This is a genomic window from Mesorhizobium sp. B2-3-12 (genome assembly GCF_006442205.1).
Lineage (GTDB): Bacteria > Pseudomonadota > Alphaproteobacteria > Rhizobiales > Rhizobiaceae > Mesorhizobium.
In genome coordinates, this window is the sequence record NZ_VFVR01000001.1 from 520,376 (window position 1) to 537,366 (window position 16,991).

The following is a 16,991-nucleotide window of genomic DNA, read 5'->3' on the forward strand; positions in this document are numbered from 1 at the left end:
GGCTTTTCACGCGACGGCATGCTCAGGCTCCGCGAACATGCCGCCATCGCCACGTCTGGGCGGGACGCCGGCAAATGCCGGAACCGGCGGTGGATCATCATCATCGTCATCTCGCCAGGGGTATCGCAGCCAGTGGCGCCTGGTTTCGTTGCGACGCCGGCCTGAAGACGGACGGCGGTCAAACGATGCCCCGACCGGCGGCTTGCGCCCAATCTCGTCCAGGGCGTGGAGCGCACGAAGAATCTCGCTGACTTGCGCAACGGCACCGCTGTCCAATTGACGTAGGGTGGGATTGTCAGGAACCGCATGGGCGTCTGAAGCCCAGAAGGCGAGCAGAGCCCGCTTTTCGCCGATCGCCATGTCCTCGTTCAGGACGTCCTCGGGCCTACGAATCGCAGCGAATTCCGCAGCGTGATCTGTCGGTTTGGACTCGTGAAAACTGTATGCTTGGGATCTCATCTCCATTCTCCGCGATCTGTGCCTCCCGGCCAAGCCGGGAGGCGGACCACAGACTGAGGTTCACTGTCAGGCTGCCTTGCGCTGCGGCTCTGCATCCATGGACTGCTTGTTGCCGCCATCCTGAAGCGGAACCGCTCTGGCTTCGGAACCGATCGCGATGCGCCGAGGCTTGAGTTCCTCGGGCACTTCGCGGACCAGCTCCACCGTCAGCAGGCCATTATGGATATTGGCCGCCTTGACCTTGACGTGGTCCGCGAGTTTGAACGCCTGTTTGAAGTTGCCTATCGCCAGGCCACGGTGGAGGATTTCCCGATTTTGCTGATCGGGCTTCCTCTGCCCGATTACCAACAATTCAGGGCCGTTCTGCACAAGCTCCACTTCATCAGGCCCGAAACCGGCGACGGCCATCGTGATGCGATAGTCGTTGTCGCCATTCTTCTCGATGTTGTAGGGCGGCCAGTCGGAGCGCACGCTGTTTTCGAGCATGTCGAACAGCCGGTCGAAGCCGACCGTGGTGCGGTAAAGAGGGGAATAATCAAAGCTTCTCATAGCCATATCCTCCGTAAAGCAACATGGTTTGGGGTCGCCGCGGCGTCGCCGCGACGCGGTCTGTCGAGCCGAAGCCTCGACGGAAAACGATCTGGGAATCACGGTTTTTCTGTTCAAGAGGTCGCTCGAAAAATTTTTAGGAGCCGCGTCACGGCCATTCGTGATCGGGCATGTATCAGGCCTTCGCGGCGACAGCCTTCCCTTGCACGTTCCCGCCGCGGCGCGATAGATGCTGCGTTAAGGGAGGACATCATGCGGAAAATCCTGGCATCGGCGTTGCTGGCTGCGGCCGCGCTTTATGCAAATTGTGCCCTGGCGTTCGACAGCAGCGGAACCCCGGTCGTCGTGACACCGCTCGCATCACGCACCACCACGGCATCCGGCCAGCCGATCACGCTGCCGCAAAAGAACGTGCAGGTGCTGGTCTCGACCTACGACATCGCGCCCGGCGCGACCTTGCCGGTCCATCGCCACCCCTTCCCGCGCTACGCCTATGTCGAGGCCGGAACGCTGAAGGTCACCAATGTCGAGACCGGCAACGCCAACACCTACAAGACAGGCGATTTCATCATCGAGATGATCGGCCAGTGGCACCAGGCCACCAACATTGGTGACGGGCCGGTCAAGCTCCTGGTGATCGATCAGGTCGAGGAAGGCGCCAAGAACACGGAATTGCGCCAGTAGCCGCCAAGACTATATCCCGAAGGCAAGAACGTCAGCCGCCTTCCCGCGTTGTCCCACGTGCAGGACGGGCAAGCAGGGAAATCTCGCCTGGTCCAAATGGCGGCGTGGGGTTCACGCTTTCGCGTCAGCCGTCCCGGTGCTAGGGCTCTCCACGGCATCATGAACTGGATCGACCCTTGACCACGCAAACCCGCCCGCCGCTGATCGAAATCTGTGTCGAAGGCATCGACGGCCTGCTCGCCGCGCAAGCCGCCGGCGCCGACCGGGTCGAACTCTGCGCCAGCCTCGTCGAGGGCGGCATCACGCCCAGCCTCGGCACGGTGCGCGCCGCGCTCGATCAGGCAACCGTGCCGTTCCACGTCATGGTGCGGCCGCGTGGCGGCGATTTTCTCTACAGCGAGGGTGAATATCGCTCGATGCTTGCCGACGTTGCCGCGCTCAGCGAGCTAGGCGTGCCCGGCGTGGTGTTCGGCTGCCTGAATGCCGATGGCACCATCGACGAGCAGCGCATGGTCGAACTGACCGAGGCTGCCGGCTCCCTGAACGTCACTTGCCACCGCGCCTTCGACATGACGAGCGATCCCGCCGAGGCGCTGGAAGCGCTGATCCGCTGCAAGGTCGGCCGTGTGCTGACCAGCGGCCAGCGCGACACCGCGATCGAAGGCTTGCCGTTGCTGGCGGACCTGGTGCGCCAGGCCGGCGGACGCATCATCATCCTTGGCTGCGGCGGCCTCGATCTCGGCAACATCGCCGAGGTGCGCGCCAAGACAGGCCTCGTCGAAATGCATTTCGCCGCCCTCAAGGACGTGCCGAGCGCCATGCGCTACCGCAATCCGAAGGTCGGCATGGGCGGCTCCGATCTCGACCGTGAATATCGCAACACGCTGACCGATACGCCGCTGGTGGCGGCGACGATCACGGCGGCCAAGGCATGACCTCTCCCATAGACCACATAGCGCAGGACGATGGAGCCGCCATTCTGGCGCTCAACAACGAGCACGCCGCCGAATTGTCGTGGCTCGAAGCCGAACGGCTGTCCTTCCTGCTCGGCGAGGCATTTTATGCGCGCCGCATCGGCGATCTCGAGGCCTTCATCATGACCTTCGACCAGGATGCGAACTACGACAGCCCGAATTTCGTCTGGTTCCGCGAGCGTTACGAACGCTTCGTCTATGTCGACCGCGTCGTCGTCGCGGCGCATGCAAGGGGCCGCGGCCATGCGCGCCGGCTCTATCAGGACTTGTTCGACCATGCGCAGAGCGCCGGCCACACGCTGGTCACCTGCGAGGTCAACACCGATCCGCCCAACCCGGCCTCGGACGCCTTCCACGCCGTCCTCAGCTTCGCCGAAGTCGGCGACGCGGTGATCCATGGCGGCAAGAAGGCGGTGCGTTATTATGTCAGGCAGATCGCCACCTGATCCGGTGGCGACCGCCATCGGCGGCGCTCATTCACCAATTGCGGTTGAGCCATTCGCGCGCTGGCCGCTCGATGAGGTAGTAGCTGCAGAGCGCGCAGGCAAAGACGCCGGCCAGCATCGGCCATGGGTTGCTGCCCTGCTCGTAGACGAATTTGTAGAAGGGCTGCTGCCACAGATAGAGCGAATACGACCACAGGCCCAGCGTCGTCATCGGCAGGGATGATAGCCATCCGGAAAACAGCCGCGTGCTGAAATCCAGCGCGTTGACGGCGAGCGCCAGCAACGGCACCGCGAGCAGGTAGTGGATCGGTGTGGGGACCTGGTCCATGAACAGGAGGACCGCGCCGGCGGCCGCTGCCAAGGCGACATAGGGTCCCTTCAACAAGGACGGCAGCTTGCCATCGGCCTTGAGCAAGCAGATCGCCGCCGACAGCAGGATCGAGGCGATGTGCACATCGGTGCGCCAGTACGTGGTTTCATAGTCCATGTGCAGGAACCAGTAGGAAACCGCGCCATTGGCCATGGCCAGCGCAGCCAGGACCAGCAGCAGCGGTACGACACGGTCGCGGCTCGCAACGACCGCGCTGATCGCCGCCAGGATGATGTAGGCATGCTCTTCGATGCAGAGCGACCAGATGTGGTCGAGCGCGCCGGCCCGGTTCAGGAGAATTCCGGCATAATTGTAGGTGAATGTCAGCGCGGTCAGGGCCGCCTTCCATTTGAAGGCGATGAACGTGCCGGAGAGCGCGACCATGGCGGCGACGACGAAGACCAGCAGCGCCGGATAGATGCGCGAGAAGCGGCGCTTGAAGAATTTCTTCAGCGGATAGCGTTCGATGAACAGGATCTCGGCCATCAGCCGGCCGCTGAGAACGAAGAAGAATTCGACGCCCAGCACACCCAGATTGATGCCGGGAACGGGGAAAAAATGCCCGATCAGCACGAGCGCGATCGACAGACCGCGCCAGCCATCGAGATAGGCCAGCCGTGTCTTGGCCGATCGGTCGGCGGTCGCTCGGGACGGAACCATATCTGTCGCGGAAATTTCGGACATGCCGATCCCTTCGCTTTGGCATGCGAACGGGCACGGCGGTAGACAGTCCGAACCCGGCTCGCATTCCCGCCCCAACCCATACTGCAGTGCAATAAAAGTTTGTGCAAGTGCGAGATGATCGCCGATACGATTTCTGGCAGTAGTGGCCGGAATGGCTTCGAGCGGCCGAACTTGCACGGAACTGGGCAGCCACAGGCAACAACAACGAAAAAGGGGCCGTGACAGCCCCTTTGCTCGTTCGCAATTGTTCTCGCGTCAGGCGTTGGCTGCCGCCACCGCGCGCTTGGCCATGACCGCGATCAGATTGGCGCGGTAGTCGGCGGAGGCGTGAATGTCGCTCATCAGGGTCTTCGCCGGCACTTTCACACCGTTGAGCGAAGCAGCGTCGAAGCTCTTGGCAAGCGCTGCCTCGATCTCCTTCGAGCGGAAGACGCCGTCGTCGCCGGCGCCGGTGACGGCAACGCTGACCCCATCCTTGCCCTTGGCCACGAACACGCCGACGATCGCGTAGCGCGAGGCCGGGTTGCGGAATTTCTCGTAGGCAGCCTTTGCCGGCGCGGTGAAGGAGACCGCCGTGACGATCTCGCCCTCCTTCAAGGCGGTTTCGAACAGCCCCTTGAAGAACTTGTCGGCCGGTATGTCGCGCTTGTTGGTGAGGATGGTGGCGCCCAGCGCCAGGAGCGCGGCCGGATAGTCCGCCGCCGGATCGTTGTTGGCGATTGAGCCACCGATCGTGCCCTTGTGGCGCACCGCCGGATCGCCGATCAGCGACGCCAGATGGGCAAGCGCCGGGCAGGCCTTGCGCAGCTTCTCGTCCTTGGCAACGTCGAAATGCGTGGTGGCGGCGCCGATCGTGACCGTCTTGCCCGACACCTTGACGCCCTGCAGGTCCTTGATGCGCGACAGGTCGACCAGATCGGAAGGTGCCGCCAGCCGCGTCTTCATGGCGGGAATCAAGGTCATGCCGCCCGACAGCAGCTTGGCGTCCCCATTCTTCACGAGCTTGGCGGCTTCTGCGACCGAGGCGGCACGGTGATAATTGACTGCGTACATGGGATCCTCCCCTAAGTGGTCAGGCAGTAGTGAGTAGTCAGTAGTCGGTAGGGAGCAGGGAGTGGCCGCCGGAGGTGGCACGCTGTCCTATTCGTTACTCACTACTCCCTACTCACTCATTTCGCGGCGCGGATCGCGGCCCACACGGTGGACGGCGAGGCCGGCATGGCGATGTCGGTGATCCCGATGGCGTCGGTGATGGCATTGATCACCGCCGGCGGCGAACCGATGGCACCGGCCTCGCCGCAACCCTTGATGCCGAGCGGGTTGCTCGGACATGGGGTGTTCGAGGTCGAGACCTTGAACGACGGCAGGTCGCCCGCACGCGGCATCGTATAATCCATGTAGCTTGCCGTCAGCAGTTGTCCGCTGTCGTCGTAGTGAGCGCCTTCCAGCAGCGCCTGGCCGACGCCCTGGGCGATGCCGCCATGCACCTGGCCCTCGACGATCATCGGATTGATGATGTTGCCGAAATCGTCCGCCGCCACGAACTGGACGATCTCTGTCGTTCCGGTTTCCGGATCGATCTCGACCTCGCAGATGTAGCAGCCCGCCGGGAAGGTGAAGTTCGCCGGGTCGTAGAACGCCGTTTCCTTCAGTCCCGGCTCCATGCCGGCAGGCAGATTGTGCGCGGTATAGGCAGCCAAAGCCACCTGAAACCACGGCAGGCTCTTGTCGGTGCCGGCGACCTTGACCTCGCCATTCTCGATGACGATGTCGCCCTCGTCGGCTTCGAGCAGGTGGGCCGCGATCTTCTTGGCCTTGGCCTCGACCTTGTCGAGCGCCTTTGATATCGCCGACATGCCGACGGCGCCCGAGCGCGAGCCGTAGGTGCCCATGCCCATCTGCACCTTGTCGGTGTCGCCGTGGACGATCGACACCGAATCGATCGGCACGCCAAAACGCTGGTTGACCAGTTGCGCGAAGGTCGTCTCGTGCCCCTGGCCATGGCTGTGCGAGCCGGTCAGCACCTCGATGGTGCCGACGGCGTTGACCCTTACCTCGGCCGATTCCCACAGGCCGACGCCGGCGCCGAGCGAGCCGACCGCCGCCGACGGCGCGATGCCGCAAGCCTCGATGTAGCAGCTCATGCCGATGCCGCGCAGTCTGCCTTGTTTCGCCGCCGCGGCCTTACGTTTGGCAAAGCCGGCATAGTCGGCGGTTTTCATCGCCGCGTCGAGCGAGGCCGCATAGTCGCCGGCGTCATAGTTCATGATCACCGGCGTCTGGTGCGGAAACGTCGTGATGAAGTTCTTGCGCCTGAGATCCGCCGGGGAGACGCCGAGTTCGCGTGCCGCGGCCTCCATGGTGCGTTCCAGCAGATAGGTGGCTTCCGGCCGCCCTGCCCCGCGATAGGCATCGACGGGCGCCGTATTGGTGTAGACGGTCCGCACATTGGCATGGATGGCGGGAATGTCGTACTGCCCCGACAAGAGCGTCGCATAGAGATAGGTCGGCACGCAGGACGAGAACAGCGACATGTAGGCGCCGAGATTGGCGATCGTGTCGACCTTGAAACCCGTGATCCTGTTGTTCTTGTCGAAGGCCATCTCCACCGTCGAGACATGGTCGCGGCCATGTGCGTCGGTGAGGAAACTTTCGGTGCGATCGGCGACCCATTTGACCGGCACGCCGGTCTTCTTCGAGGCCCACAGACAGACGATTTCTTCCGGGTAGATGTAGATCTTGGAGCCGAAGCCGCCGCCGACATCCGGCGCGATGACGCGCAGCTTGTTTTCGGGAGCGACATTGTAGAAGGCGCTCATCACCAGCCGCGCGACATGCGGGTTCTGCGATGTCGTCCAGCAGGTGTAATGATCCTCGGCCTTGTCGTAATGGCCAAGTGCGGCGCGCGGCTCCATGGCGTTCGGCACCAGCCGGTTGTTGACGATCTTCATGCGGGTGACGTGCGCCGCCGCCTTGATGGCGGCATCGGTCGTCTTGGCGTCGCCGATCTCCCAATCGAAGATCAGATTGTTTTCGGCCTCGTCATGGACCTGCGGCGCGCCCTTCTCGAGTGCCTTGGTCGCATCGACGACGGCCTTCAATTCCTTGTAGGTGATCTCGACGGCCTCGGCCGCGTCGCGTGCCTGGCCCTTGGTTTCGGCCACCACCACCACGATGGCATCGCCGACATAACGGACCTTGTCGACGGCCAGTGGCGACCATGCGCCCATCTTCATCGGCGAGCCGTCCTTGGAATGGATCATCCAGCCGCAGATCAGGTTGCCGATGCCGTCGGCCTTGAGTTCCTTGCCCGTCAGCACGCCGATGACGCCCGGCATGGCTTGCGCCGCCTTCACGTCGATCTTCTTGATTTGCGCATGCGCGTGCGGGCTGCGCACGAAGACCGCGTGCTTCATGCCTGGCACCACCATGTCGTCGACATAGCGGCCGGCGCCGGTGATGAACCTTTTGTCTTCCTTGCGCGCCACCCGAGCGCCAACACCTTCGATACCCATCAGAAATTCCTCCGGAATTTAGGGGAGTAGGGCAGTAGGGGAGTAAGGAAGTGCCAATGGCCTATTCCCTTACTCCCCTATTCCCTTACTCCCCTATCAAGCTGCTTGTTTCGCCTTGCCCTTCGCGGCGCCCTTCGCCATCGTCTTCGATGCGGCCAGGATCGCCTTGACGATGTTGTGGTAGCCGGTGCAGCGGCAGATATTGCCTTCCAGCTCGGCGCGCACGGTCGCTTCGTCGAGACCTTCGGGATGGCGGTTTATCATGTCGGTAGCCGTCATGATCATGCCCGGCGTGCAGAAGCCGCATTGCAGCCCGTGATGTTCCTTGAACGCCGCCTGGATGGGATGCAGGTCGGCGCCGTCGGCGAGACCTTCGATCGTGACCACGGTCGATCCGGACGTCTGGACAGCAAGCATGGTGCAGGCCTTGACCGCCTTGCCATCCACATGGACGACGCAGGCGCCGCATTGCGAGGTGTCGCAACCGACATGGGTGCCGGTCAGGCCGAGATTCTCCCGCAGGAAATGGACGAGCAGCGTTCGATCCTCGACGGCACCGCCAACCCGCTTGCCGTTCACCAACAACGAAACGTCCGACATAGCCCCTCCCTGGGTGTCAACCTTGGTCATCACGCCGCCGACGAGCCGTTGGCGCTTCGGCCACGCGTTATTCGTACACCGCACAATGCACAAAAAACAGCACGACGGAAAAGGCGGATCATTGTACTTTCGGTCATGGCAAGGCCAGCGATGCATTCCCCTCGCCCATTGCCAAAACGCCGATTGGAAGCAACAATATCCCTCGACGCCCGCGCATCCTGAAGCGCATAAAAACAGCGTCGGAGGAAATGCGGGAGAACGCCGCTGACCAGTTCACTGACGCGCTACGCATGCGGCTTGTCGGCGCTGACGACGGACGAGCCCGATCCGGATGTTTTTGCACGCGCGATGGCGGCGGAAGCTGCCGCAATCAATGCGGGCTTTGCCCTTGTGTTCTTTTCCCAGAGCCTCGTCGAGGCCGGCGCCCTGTCTCGGGCACTCTCGGTCCACGCCCCGTGTCTCCGTCATGCCGGCTGTTCCACCGCCGGCGAGATCACGCCGCAGGGGCTCGAGGAAGGCCACATGCTGGCGATGCTGCTGCCCTCGGCATCCTTCACGGCGGTCAGCACGATGGTCGAGAATTTGTCGACTTCGGGCATGGACGGGATCACCGAAGAGGTCGAGGCCCTGCGGCGCACGCTGCGCGCCCGGCTCGGCGGCGAGCGGACCAGGAACACCTTCGCGCTCTGCTTTATCGACGGGCTGTCCTATGCCGAGGAAGCGGTGAGCTCGGCCATCCACTGGGGTCTCGACGATATACCGCTGCTCGGCGGCTCGGCCGGCGACGATTTGAAGTTCGAGACGACTCGCCTGATCTCCAACGGCAAGGTCTCGTCCGACAGCGCCATCATCGTGCTGGTCGCCACGGAAATTCCGTTCCACGTCTTCAAGACCGACAATTTCATTCCCACCGACGAAAAGCTGGTGGTGACCGCCTCCGATCCCGATCACCGCATCGTGCGGGAGTTCAACGCCACAAATGCCGCGGAGGAATATGCCGCTTCGGTCGGCATCCTCCCGCAGACCCTGACGCCGCTCAGCTTCGCCTCGCATCCCGTGGTGGTGAAGGTGGGCGGGGAATATTACTGCCGCTCGATCCAGCGGATGCACGCGGATGGCTCGCTGTCGTTCTTCTGCGCCATCGACGACGGCGTCGTGCTGTCGATCGCCCAGCCCAAGGACATGGTGGAATCGACGCGCGCAGCCTTGCGCGAGGTCAAGGAAAGGCTGGGCGGCATCGATATGATCCTTGGCTTCGACTGCGTGCTGCGCCGGCTGGATGCGCGCAACCGGCAGGTCTTTCGCGATATTTCGGAGCTTTACCGGGTCAACAATGTCGTAGGCTTCGGCACCTATGGCGAACAATACCGGTCGATGCACCTGAACCAGACTTTCACCGGCATCGCCTTCGGTGATCGCCAGGCGGCTGAATAGGCGGCGAAACAGCATGCCGCTCAGGGACATAAACGATCTCGACAGGCTGAAGAAGATCAACGCCGCGCTGGTGAGCCGCGTCGAGCGCTCGATGGACCAGCAAGGCAACGCCTTCTCGCTGTTCCAGACCGCGATCTCGCTGGAAAACCGGGTGCGCACGCGCACCGAGGAACTGCATTCGACCTTGCGCAGGCTGGAGCAGTCGAACATCGACCTCAGCGCAGCCAAGGAAAACGCCGAGCTGGCGAACCTGTCCAAGACAAGGTTCCTCGCTGCCGCCAGCCATGACGTGCTGCAGCCGCTGAACGCGGCCCACCTCTCCGTCTCGGCGCTTGCCGAGGTGCAGACCAGCGAGGAGGGAAAAAAGCTCGTACGCCAGGTCGAGCGTTCGTTGGAAACGATGGAGGACCTGCTGCGCACCTTGCTCGACATTTCCAAGCTCGATGCCGGCGTGGTGCAGCCAGATATCGGCGACGTCAGCCTGGAGGCGCTGTTTTCGTCGCTGCGTTCGGATTTCCAGCCGGTGGCGGAAATGAAGCGGCTGTCGCTGAAATTCCGGCCGGTCAATGCCGTGGTCCGCTCGGACCGGACGCTGCTGCGCCGCATCCTGCAGAACATCCTCTCCAACGCGCTGGGGTATACACGCTCGGGCGGCGTCCTTGTCGGCACCAGGCATCGCGGCGACACCATCCGCATCGATGTCGCCGACACGGGCTGCGGCATACCCGAGGACCAGCGCGAGGCGGTGTTCGAGGAGTTCCATCGCGGCACCTTGCCTGCCAATGCCGAGCTCGACGGCGGCGGCCTTGGGCTGGGGCTTGCCATCGTGCGCCGCATGGCCGGCGCGCTTGGCCACCCCGTGACCTTCTCATCGAAGGTTGGGCGCGGCACGATCTTCCACATCGATGTCCCCGTCGGCATCGGCGCGCCGGCCGACGCCATCGCCAGCGCCACCAGCCTTGAGCGGTCGCGCGGCTACGGCCTGTTCGGCACCAAGGTGCTGCTGGTCGAGAACGACGCCGAGGTGCTGGAAGCCATGACCTTCCTGCTCGAACGCTGGCAGTGCCTGGTGCGCGCCGCGACCTCGACCGACGATGCGCTGGACATGCTCGGCGATACCGACTGGGTGCCTGACATCGTCATCGCCGACCAGCATCTCGACGGCGGCGACCTCGGCACCGCCACCATATCGGAGGTCCGCGACTATCTCGGCCGCGCCGTGCCGGCGCTGATCGTCACCGCCGACAGTTCCGAGGCCGTCGCCAAGGCTGCCCGCGCCGGCGGCATCGAGCTGATGCGCAAGCCGGTGAAGCCCGCGCAACTAAGGGCATTGCTGGCACATTTGCTGGCTTAGGTTTCCCTAAGGGAGGGTAATGGCTCAAAACCCCACCTGATCCCGAAACAGCTCGGCGCTATCCAGCTTCGACACCTCAATCACCGCCTGTGTGCGGCTATAGACGTTGAGCTTGCGCAATATCTCCGAGACATGCGCCTTCACCGTCGTCTCGCCGACCTGCAACTCGTAAGCGATCTGTTTGTTGAGCAGGCCCTGGCGCAGCATCTGCAGGACACGCAATTGCTGCGGCGTCAGTTTGGAAAGCCGCTGCAGCATGTCGGCGCGGTCGGTGCTGTCGGCGCCCGGCGGCAGGCCTTCATAGGTTTCCGGTACGTAGATCGCGCCGTCCATCACCGAGCGTATGGCGGCGGCGAGATCGCTCTTGCGCGCCGATTTCGGGATGAAGCCGGCCGCACCATAGGACAGCGCTTCGGAAATGATCCTCGGCTCCTCATAGCCCGACACGATCACCACCGGCAGGCGCGGATAGCGGGTCCTGAGCTGCAGCAGCCCGTCGAAGCCATGCACGTCGGGCATGCTGAGGTCGAGAAGCGCCAGGTCGAAAGGCTTTGCGTCTGCCAGCAGATCCAGCGCCTCGGTGATCGAGCGCGCCTCGACCGTATCGACTTCCGGATAAGCCATCTGCACGGCGCTGTGCAGCGCCTCGCGAAACAGCGGATGGTCGTCGATGATGAGGAACCGGGCGCGATCGGTAGCGGCTGTCATGGGCTCGTTCCGGTTTACCGGCCACACCATAGTCTCCTGACCATGGCCGGATTATTGGCAATTAGTCTATCGCCGATTGAACAGGATTTATCGCTGCAAAAATGATGGGAAGCCTGAATTCCTTATACAGCCGTGGCGCAGCCCATGCTTTATGAAAAGCGACGCCTTGCCCGCCCTCCGAATTCGGCCGAATGTGCCCGCCAACTCCCCAAAACACAGAGACCGCCATGACCGCCTTTGTCCTTCCCGCCGCGCCAACGCCTTCCGTCGCCATTGCGGGTTCGGACGAACGCTTTGCCGTGCGGCGTATTTTCTGCGTCGGCCGCAACTATGCCGCGCATGCGCGCGAGTTCGGCAATGACGAGCGCGATCCGCCCTTCTTCTTCACGAAGCCGGCGGACGCGGTGGTCGACTCGGGCACGCAGATTCCCTACCCGCCGCTGACCGAAAACCTCCACTTCGAGATCGAGCTGGTGGTGGCGATCGGTACATCAGGCTTTCGCATTTCCCGGGACAAGGCGCTGGACCATGTCTGGGGCTACGGCGTCGGCATCGACCTCACCCGCCGCGATTTGCAGGATGTCGCCAAGAAGGCGGCGCGGCCCTGGGACTGGTCGAAGGCCTTCGACCGTTCCGCGCCTTGCGGCCCGTTGGTTGCCGCGCAAAAATCTTGGCACCCGGCCAAGGGGCGTATCTGGCTCGCCGTCGACGGGGCGGTGAAACAGGACGCCGACCTTGCCGAACTGATCTGGCCGGTGGCCGACATCGTCTCGATCTGCAGCGAGGGCGTGGAACTTCAGGCCGGCGACCTGATCTTCACCGGCACGCCGGCGGGCGTCGGCGCGGTCAAGCCGGGCGAGACGATATCAGGCGGTGTCGACGGCATCGGCACGATCGAAGTGACCATCAGCCAGCCGAAGTGATGAGCGACCTCGTCCTGCACAACTACTTTCGCTCCTCCACCTCCTACCGGGTGCGGATCGCCCTGGAGATGAAGGGGCTGAGCTATGACTATGTCCCGCATCATCTGCGCCATGGCGAGCATCTGGAAGCGGCCTATCTTGCGGTCAATCCGCAGGGGCTGGTGCCGGCATTGGTGCTCGACGACGGCACGCTTGTGACGCAGTCGCTGGCCATCATCGAATATCTCGACGAGATCCGGCCCGCGCCGCCGCTGCTGCCTGGGGATGCGCTGGGACGCGCCCGCGTCAGGATGCTGGCGCAGATTATCGCTTGCGACATCCATCCGGTGAACAATCTGCGCGTGCTGACCTCACTGCGCACCCTGTTCGGCGCCGGCGACCAGGATGTCGCCAACTGGTTCCGGCATTGGGTCAATGAAGGTTTTGGGCCACTCGAGACATTGCTGACGGCTTCGCCCGAAACCGGCACATTCTGTCACGGCGACACGCCGGGGCTGGCCGACATCTGCCTTGTCGCGCAGGTCACCAGCAACGCCCGCTTTGGCGTCGATATGACGTCCTACCCAACAATCGCGCGCATCAATGCCGCCTGCATGGCGCTACCCGCCTTCCAGAACGCCGCGCCAATGAATCAGATCGACGCCGAGTAAGGTTCACCGGCCGGCGCGCGGCATCAGTACCCAGGACAGCAGCGCCAGCAAGCCGATACCGGGTGCCGCAGCCAGGAAAACAGGTAAACGCCGTTCCTGGTTCGACGGACCGGCCGCCCTGGTGGCATCGATTTCCGCTTGACCAGGCAAGGAATCGGCTATCTTCCCGGTGACGCATGCCGTCTCAAGGGTGGAGTGACCGATGAAAGCCGTCGTCTTTGAAAAATTCGGCGAAGCGCCGACGATCCAGACTGTTCCCGATCCGAAGCCGGCTGCCGATGGCGTCGTCATCAAGGTCGAGGCGACAGGGCTGTGCCGCAGCGACTGGCACGGCTGGATGGGCCATGATGACGGCATCACCTTGCCCCACGTGCCGGGCCACGAACTGGCCGGCGTCGTCGTCGCCGCCGGCAAGCAGGTCACCCGCTGGAAAGCGGGCGAGCGCGTTACCGTGCCGTTCGCCGTGGGTTGCGGCCGCTGCTTCGAATGCACCTCCGGCAATCACCAGGTTTGCGAGCATCAGACGCAACCCGGCTTCACCGGCTGGGGCTCGTTCGCCGAATATGTCGCCATCGAACATGCCGACACCAATCTCGTGCGCTTGCCCGAGGAGATGGAATTCGCCACCGCCGCCAGCCTCGGCTGCCGTTTCGTCACCTCGTTCCGCGCCATCGTCGACCAGGGCCGGGTGAAGCCGGGCGAATGGGTGGCGGTGCATGGCTGCGGCGGCGTCGGCCTGTCGGCGATCATGATCGCCAGCTCGATGGGCGCCAATGTCATCGCCATCGACCTCACCGACGAGAAACTGGACTTCGCCAAAAAGATTGGTGCCGTGGCGACCATCAACGCGACCACGACGCCGAACGTCGTCAAGGCCGTCAAACAGATCACCAATGGCGGCGCCCACATGTCGATGGACGCGCTCGGCCATCCCACGACGTCGTTCAACTCGATATCCAACCTGCGCCGGCGTGGACGTCATGTGCAGGTCGGCCTGATGCTAGGCGAGCATGCCCGTCCCCAGGTGCCGATGGACAAGGTGATCGCTTTCGAACTCGAAATCCTCGGCAGCCACGGCATGCAGGCCTACCGCTACCAGGCGATGATGGACATGATCCGCAACGGCAAGCTGAAGCCCGAACTGCTGGTCGGCAAGAAGATCAGCCTCGACGAGGCGCCCGCCGCGCTGATGGCGATGGGCGGCTTCGAAGGCATCGGTATCGGCGTGGTGACGAAGTTCTAGGGTCCCTACGCGGCAGCGCGCCTTGGCAGATCCTGCCTGGCGAACTTCTTCGCCCCGAACACGCAGGCCACCACGCCGAGCGTGACGACAATCATCAGCGGGCTGACCTGCTCGTGCAGCAAGGTCGCCGCCAATGCGAGCCCGAAAAACGGCTGCAACAGCTGCAACTGACCGACCGCCGCGATGCCACCTTGCGCCAGGCCGCGATACCAGAAGACGAAGCCGATCAGCATGCTGAACAGCGAGACATAGGCCAGGCCGATCCAGGCGTTGGCCCCAACCGGGGCGAAGGACGGCGGCAAGGTGACGAGGGTCAGCACCAGCATGACCGGTAGTGACAGCACCAGCGCCCAGCAGATCACCTGCCAGCCGCCGAGCCTGCGTGACAGTGCGGCACCTTCCGCGTAGCCCAGGCCGCAGACGATGATGGCCGCAAGCATCAGCCCATCGCCGACCGGCGAGGCCGTCACGCCTTGCGCAAGCGCGAAGCCCGCGACCAGCGCACTGCCGAGGCATGAGAACAGCCAGAAGGCCGGCCTCGGCCTTTCGCCTCCACGCAGCACGCCGAAGATCGCCGTCGCCAGCGGCAGCAGGCCAACGAAGATGATGGAGTGGGCCGCGGTGACGTGTTTGAGGGCCAATGCCGTCAGCAAGGGAAAGCCGACCACAACCCCCAGCGCAACGATGATGAGGGACAGGATGTCATGACGCTGCGGGCGCTTCTCGCGGAACACGAGCAGCAGCACGAGACCGAGCAGACCGGCTATGACAGCGCGGGCCGAGGTCACGAAGGTCGGGTCGATATCCATCACCGCCACCCGCGTCGCCGGCAGCGAGCCTGAGAAGATCAGCACGCCCACGAATCCGTTCAACCAGCCACTCGCCGTCTTGTCCATTGCAGGCTCCGTTTGTTTCGCCCTCTATCGGCCCGTGGCTATGGCGCCACCAGAGACAATGCAGTACAATTCGACAAAACTGTAATGGTTTTCTGGGAGGTACAGTTGGACGCAAAGCTCGACGGTGTCGGAACCCTCGTCGAAGGCGTCATGGCCACCATCCGCCAGCGGATCGCCGCGCGCAGCCTGACTCCTGGGGCAAGACTGCCCTCTATCCGCGCCTTCGCCAAATCCATGCAGGTTTCGAAATCCACGGTGGTCGAGGCCTATGAGCGCCTAGCGGCCGAAGGCGCGATCCGGTCCCGGCCCGGCTCCGGTTTCTACGCCGCCGGCTCGCTGGCACCGTTGTCGCTGGCCGAGATCGGCCCCCGGCTCGATCGCGCCGTCGATCCGCTATGGGTTTCGCGCCAGTCGCTGGAGGCTGGCGAGGAGGTGCTGAAGCCCGGCTGCGGCTGGATGCCGGCTTCATGGATGCCGCAGGCTGGGCTGCGCCGGGCATTGCGTACGGTGGCGCGGGCCGACGATATCGCGCTCGCCGATTACGGCACGCCGCTCGGCCTGCCGCCACTGCGGCAATTGCTGGCGCGCCGCATGGCCGGGCACGGCATCGAAGCTTCGCCCGAACAGATCATGCTGACGGAATCGGGCACCCAGGCGATCGACCTGCTCTGCCGGTTCCTGATCAAGCCCGGCGACACAGTGCTGGTCGACGATCCCTGCTATTTCAATTTCCACGCCTTGCTGCGCGCCCATCAGGCCAAGGTCGTCAGCGTTCCCTACACGCCGTCGGGGCCTGATATCGAGCTGTTCGCGCACGCGCTGGCGGAGCATCGGCCGCGCCTCTACATCACCAACTCCGCTATCCACAACCCGACCGGCGCGATCCTGTCTCCGGTGACGGCGCACCGCTTGCTCAAGCTTGCCGACCAGGCCGACCTGACCATCGTCGAGGATGACATCTTCGCCGATTTCGAACACAGCCCTGCCCCGAGGCTTGCGGCATTCGATGGCCTCAGCCGCGTCGTCCATATCGGCAGTTTCTCAAAGACGTTGTCCGCCTCGGTCCGCTGCGGCTTCATCGCCGCGCCCCGCGACTGGATCGAAGGCCTGACCGACCTCAAGATCGCCACGACCTTCGGCGGCGGACGGCTGGCGGCCGAACTGGTGTTCACCTTGCTCAGGGACGGCAGCTACCGCAAGCATATGGATTTACTGCGCGCACGGCTCGCGCGCGCCATGGGTGAGACGAGCGCCCGGTTGAAGTCGATCGGCATCACGCCCTGGATCGAGCAGCCGGCCGGGCTCTTTCTGTGGTGTAGCCTGCCGGACGGGGTGGATGCGGCCGACGTCGCCCGCCGCGCCTTGGCCGACAACATCGTGCTGGCACCCGGCAATGCATTCAGCCTGTCGCAATCCGCCAGCCGCTTCCTGCGCTTCAACGTCGCCCAGTGCACGGACGAGCGGATTTTCAAGGTGCTCGAAACGGCGATGTCGCGCTGATC

17 protein-coding genes are annotated in these 16,991 nt (G+C 63.7%); 9 read left to right on the plus strand and 8 right to left on the minus strand.

Annotation, left to right across the window (positions count from 1 at the left end; all coding sequences use genetic code 11):
- Window positions 1-6: 6 nt before the first annotated feature.
- Both FJ948_RS02585 and FJ948_RS02590 read right to left on the minus strand, forming a co-directional pair.
- Entirely contained in the window at window positions 7-459 is a 453-nt protein-coding gene (locus FJ948_RS02585) for a hypothetical protein (protein ID WP_140701631.1), read from the minus strand.
- Window positions 460-525: 66 nt separating this feature from the next.
- Entirely contained in the window at window positions 526-1,008 is a 483-nt protein-coding gene (locus FJ948_RS02590) for an Hsp20 family protein (RefSeq protein WP_140701632.1), read from the minus strand.
- A gap of 252 nt (window positions 1,009-1,260) precedes the next feature.
- Here FJ948_RS02590 and FJ948_RS02595 point away from each other — a divergent pair, with 252 nt between their 5' ends.
- The 3 genes from FJ948_RS02595 to FJ948_RS02605 all read left to right on the plus strand — a co-directional run bounded on the left by FJ948_RS02595 (window position 1,261) and on the right by FJ948_RS02605 (window position 3,112).
- Window positions 1,261-1,692 carry a cupin domain-containing protein gene (locus FJ948_RS02595; protein WP_140701633.1) on the plus strand — a complete coding sequence of 144 codons (432 nt, stop codon included), beginning with the start codon at window positions 1,261-1,263 and terminating at the stop codon, window positions 1,690-1,692.
- 176 nt (window positions 1,693-1,868) lie between these two features.
- Window positions 1,869-2,627 carry a copper homeostasis protein CutC gene (locus FJ948_RS02600; RefSeq protein ID WP_246677440.1) on the plus strand — a complete coding sequence of 253 codons (759 nt, stop codon included), beginning with the start codon at window positions 1,869-1,871 and terminating at the stop codon, window positions 2,625-2,627.
- Complete coding sequence (locus FJ948_RS02605) at window positions 2,624-3,112, plus strand: GNAT family N-acetyltransferase (RefSeq protein WP_140701635.1); 489 nt, start codon at window positions 2,624-2,626, stop codon at window positions 3,110-3,112. Before FJ948_RS02600 ends, FJ948_RS02605 begins: the two co-directional genes overlap by 4 nt.
- A 31-nt stretch (window positions 3,113-3,143) precedes the next feature.
- Here the strand turns inward: FJ948_RS02605 and FJ948_RS02610 are convergent, their stop codons facing one another.
- The 4 genes from FJ948_RS02610 to FJ948_RS02625 form a co-directional block, all read right to left on the minus strand.
- Window positions 3,144-4,166, minus strand: coding sequence for an acyltransferase (locus tag FJ948_RS02610; protein ID WP_140701636.1), 1,023 nt, complete (start codon window positions 4,164-4,166; stop codon window positions 3,144-3,146).
- A 255-nt stretch (window positions 4,167-4,421) separates the two neighbouring features.
- Complete coding sequence (locus tag FJ948_RS02615; RefSeq protein WP_140701637.1) at window positions 4,422-5,219, minus strand: xanthine dehydrogenase family protein subunit M; 798 nt, start codon at window positions 5,217-5,219, stop codon at window positions 4,422-4,424.
- Between the two features lie 116 nt (window positions 5,220-5,335).
- Window positions 5,336-7,681, minus strand: coding sequence for a xanthine dehydrogenase family protein molybdopterin-binding subunit (locus FJ948_RS02620; protein WP_140701638.1), 2,346 nt, complete (start codon window positions 7,679-7,681; stop codon window positions 5,336-5,338).
- 96 nt (window positions 7,682-7,777) lie between these two features.
- Window positions 7,778-8,281, minus strand: a complete 504-nt coding sequence (locus FJ948_RS02625) for a (2Fe-2S)-binding protein (RefSeq protein WP_140701639.1) — start codon at window positions 8,279-8,281, stop codon at window positions 7,778-7,780.
- Window positions 8,282-8,578: 297 nt separating this feature from the next.
- Between FJ948_RS02625 and FJ948_RS02630 the strand changes: the two genes are divergently transcribed.
- Both FJ948_RS02630 and FJ948_RS02635 read left to right on the plus strand, forming a co-directional pair.
- Window positions 8,579-9,715 (plus strand): FIST signal transduction protein, encoded by a 1,137-nt coding sequence (locus FJ948_RS02630; protein ID WP_140701640.1) that lies wholly within the window; start codon window positions 8,579-8,581, stop codon window positions 9,713-9,715.
- 13 nt (window positions 9,716-9,728) lie between these two features.
- Entirely contained in the window at window positions 9,729-11,069 is a 1,341-nt protein-coding gene (locus tag FJ948_RS02635) for a hybrid sensor histidine kinase/response regulator (RefSeq protein WP_140701641.1), read from the plus strand.
- A gap of 24 nt (window positions 11,070-11,093) precedes the next feature.
- On the opposite strand, the gene FJ948_RS02640 is transcribed toward FJ948_RS02635, so the two are convergent.
- On the minus strand, window positions 11,094-11,777 hold the full coding sequence (locus FJ948_RS02640) for a response regulator transcription factor (RefSeq protein WP_140701642.1): 684 nt from the start codon (window positions 11,775-11,777) through the stop codon (window positions 11,094-11,096).
- A gap of 227 nt (window positions 11,778-12,004) precedes the next feature.
- Between FJ948_RS02640 and FJ948_RS02645 the strand changes: the two genes are divergently transcribed.
- The 3 genes from FJ948_RS02645 to FJ948_RS02655 all read left to right on the plus strand — a co-directional run bounded on the left by FJ948_RS02645 (window position 12,005) and on the right by FJ948_RS02655 (window position 14,593).
- Window positions 12,005-12,700, plus strand: coding sequence for a fumarylacetoacetate hydrolase family protein (locus FJ948_RS02645; RefSeq protein ID WP_140701643.1), 696 nt, complete (start codon window positions 12,005-12,007; stop codon window positions 12,698-12,700).
- Window positions 12,700-13,350: a maleylacetoacetate isomerase gene (gene maiA, locus FJ948_RS02650; protein WP_140701644.1), complete on the plus strand. Its 651-nt coding sequence runs from the start codon at window positions 12,700-12,702 to the stop codon at window positions 13,348-13,350. The genes FJ948_RS02645 and maiA overlap by 1 nt, the downstream gene beginning before the upstream one ends.
- Before the next feature lie 202 nt (window positions 13,351-13,552).
- Window positions 13,553-14,593, plus strand: coding sequence for a zinc-dependent alcohol dehydrogenase family protein (locus FJ948_RS02655; RefSeq protein WP_140701645.1), 1,041 nt, complete (start codon window positions 13,553-13,555; stop codon window positions 14,591-14,593).
- 5 nt (window positions 14,594-14,598) lie between these two features.
- Here the strand turns inward: FJ948_RS02655 and FJ948_RS02660 are convergent, their stop codons facing one another.
- On the minus strand, window positions 14,599-15,489 hold the full coding sequence (locus FJ948_RS02660; RefSeq protein WP_140701646.1) for a DMT family transporter: 891 nt from the start codon (window positions 15,487-15,489) through the stop codon (window positions 14,599-14,601).
- A gap of 84 nt (window positions 15,490-15,573) precedes the next feature.
- Between FJ948_RS02660 and FJ948_RS02665 the strand changes: the two genes are divergently transcribed.
- Window positions 15,574-16,989, plus strand: a complete 1,416-nt coding sequence (locus tag FJ948_RS02665) for a PLP-dependent aminotransferase family protein (protein ID WP_140701647.1) — start codon at window positions 15,574-15,576, stop codon at window positions 16,987-16,989.
- Window positions 16,990-16,991 lie beyond the last annotated feature (2 nt).

Excerpts from the sequence above, each read along its gene's own strand:
- maiA (WP_140701644.1), top strand. The coding sequence starts at position 12,700 with ATGAGCGACCTCGTCCTGCACAACTACTTTCGCTCCTCCACCTCCTAC.
- FJ948_RS02655 (WP_140701645.1), top strand. The coding sequence starts at position 13,553 with ATGAAAGCCGTCGTCTTTGAAAAATTCGGCGAAGCGCCGACGATCCAG.
- FJ948_RS02640 (WP_140701642.1), bottom strand. The coding sequence starts at position 11,777 with ATGACAGCCGCTACCGATCGCGCCCGGTTCCTCATCATCGACGACCAT.
- FJ948_RS02620 (WP_140701638.1), bottom strand. The coding sequence starts at position 7,681 with ATGGGTATCGAAGGTGTTGGCGCTCGGGTGGCGCGCAAGGAAGACAAA.
- FJ948_RS02590 (WP_140701632.1), bottom strand. The coding sequence starts at position 1,008 with ATGAGAAGCTTTGATTATTCCCCTCTTTACCGCACCACGGTCGGCTTC.
- FJ948_RS02610 (WP_140701636.1), bottom strand. The coding sequence starts at position 4,166 with ATGTCCGAAATTTCCGCGACAGATATGGTTCCGTCCCGAGCGACCGCC.
- FJ948_RS02635 (WP_140701641.1), top strand. The coding sequence starts at position 9,729 with ATGCCGCTCAGGGACATAAACGATCTCGACAGGCTGAAGAAGATCAAC.
- FJ948_RS02605 (WP_140701635.1), top strand. The coding sequence starts at position 2,624 with ATGACCTCTCCCATAGACCACATAGCGCAGGACGATGGAGCCGCCATT.
- FJ948_RS02665 (WP_140701647.1), top strand. The coding sequence starts at position 15,574 with ATGGTTTTCTGGGAGGTACAGTTGGACGCAAAGCTCGACGGTGTCGGA.
- FJ948_RS02615 (WP_140701637.1), bottom strand. The coding sequence starts at position 5,219 with ATGTACGCAGTCAATTATCACCGTGCCGCCTCGGTCGCAGAAGCCGCC.
- FJ948_RS02585 (WP_140701631.1), bottom strand. The coding sequence starts at position 459 with ATGAGATCCCAAGCATACAGTTTTCACGAGTCCAAACCGACAGATCAC.
- FJ948_RS02625 (WP_140701639.1), bottom strand. The coding sequence starts at position 8,281 with ATGTCGGACGTTTCGTTGTTGGTGAACGGCAAGCGGGTTGGCGGTGCC.
- FJ948_RS02660 (WP_140701646.1), bottom strand. The coding sequence starts at position 15,489 with ATGGACAAGACGGCGAGTGGCTGGTTGAACGGATTCGTGGGCGTGCTG.
- FJ948_RS02645 (WP_140701643.1), top strand. The coding sequence starts at position 12,005 with ATGACCGCCTTTGTCCTTCCCGCCGCGCCAACGCCTTCCGTCGCCATT.
- FJ948_RS02595 (WP_140701633.1), top strand. The coding sequence starts at position 1,261 with ATGCGGAAAATCCTGGCATCGGCGTTGCTGGCTGCGGCCGCGCTTTAT.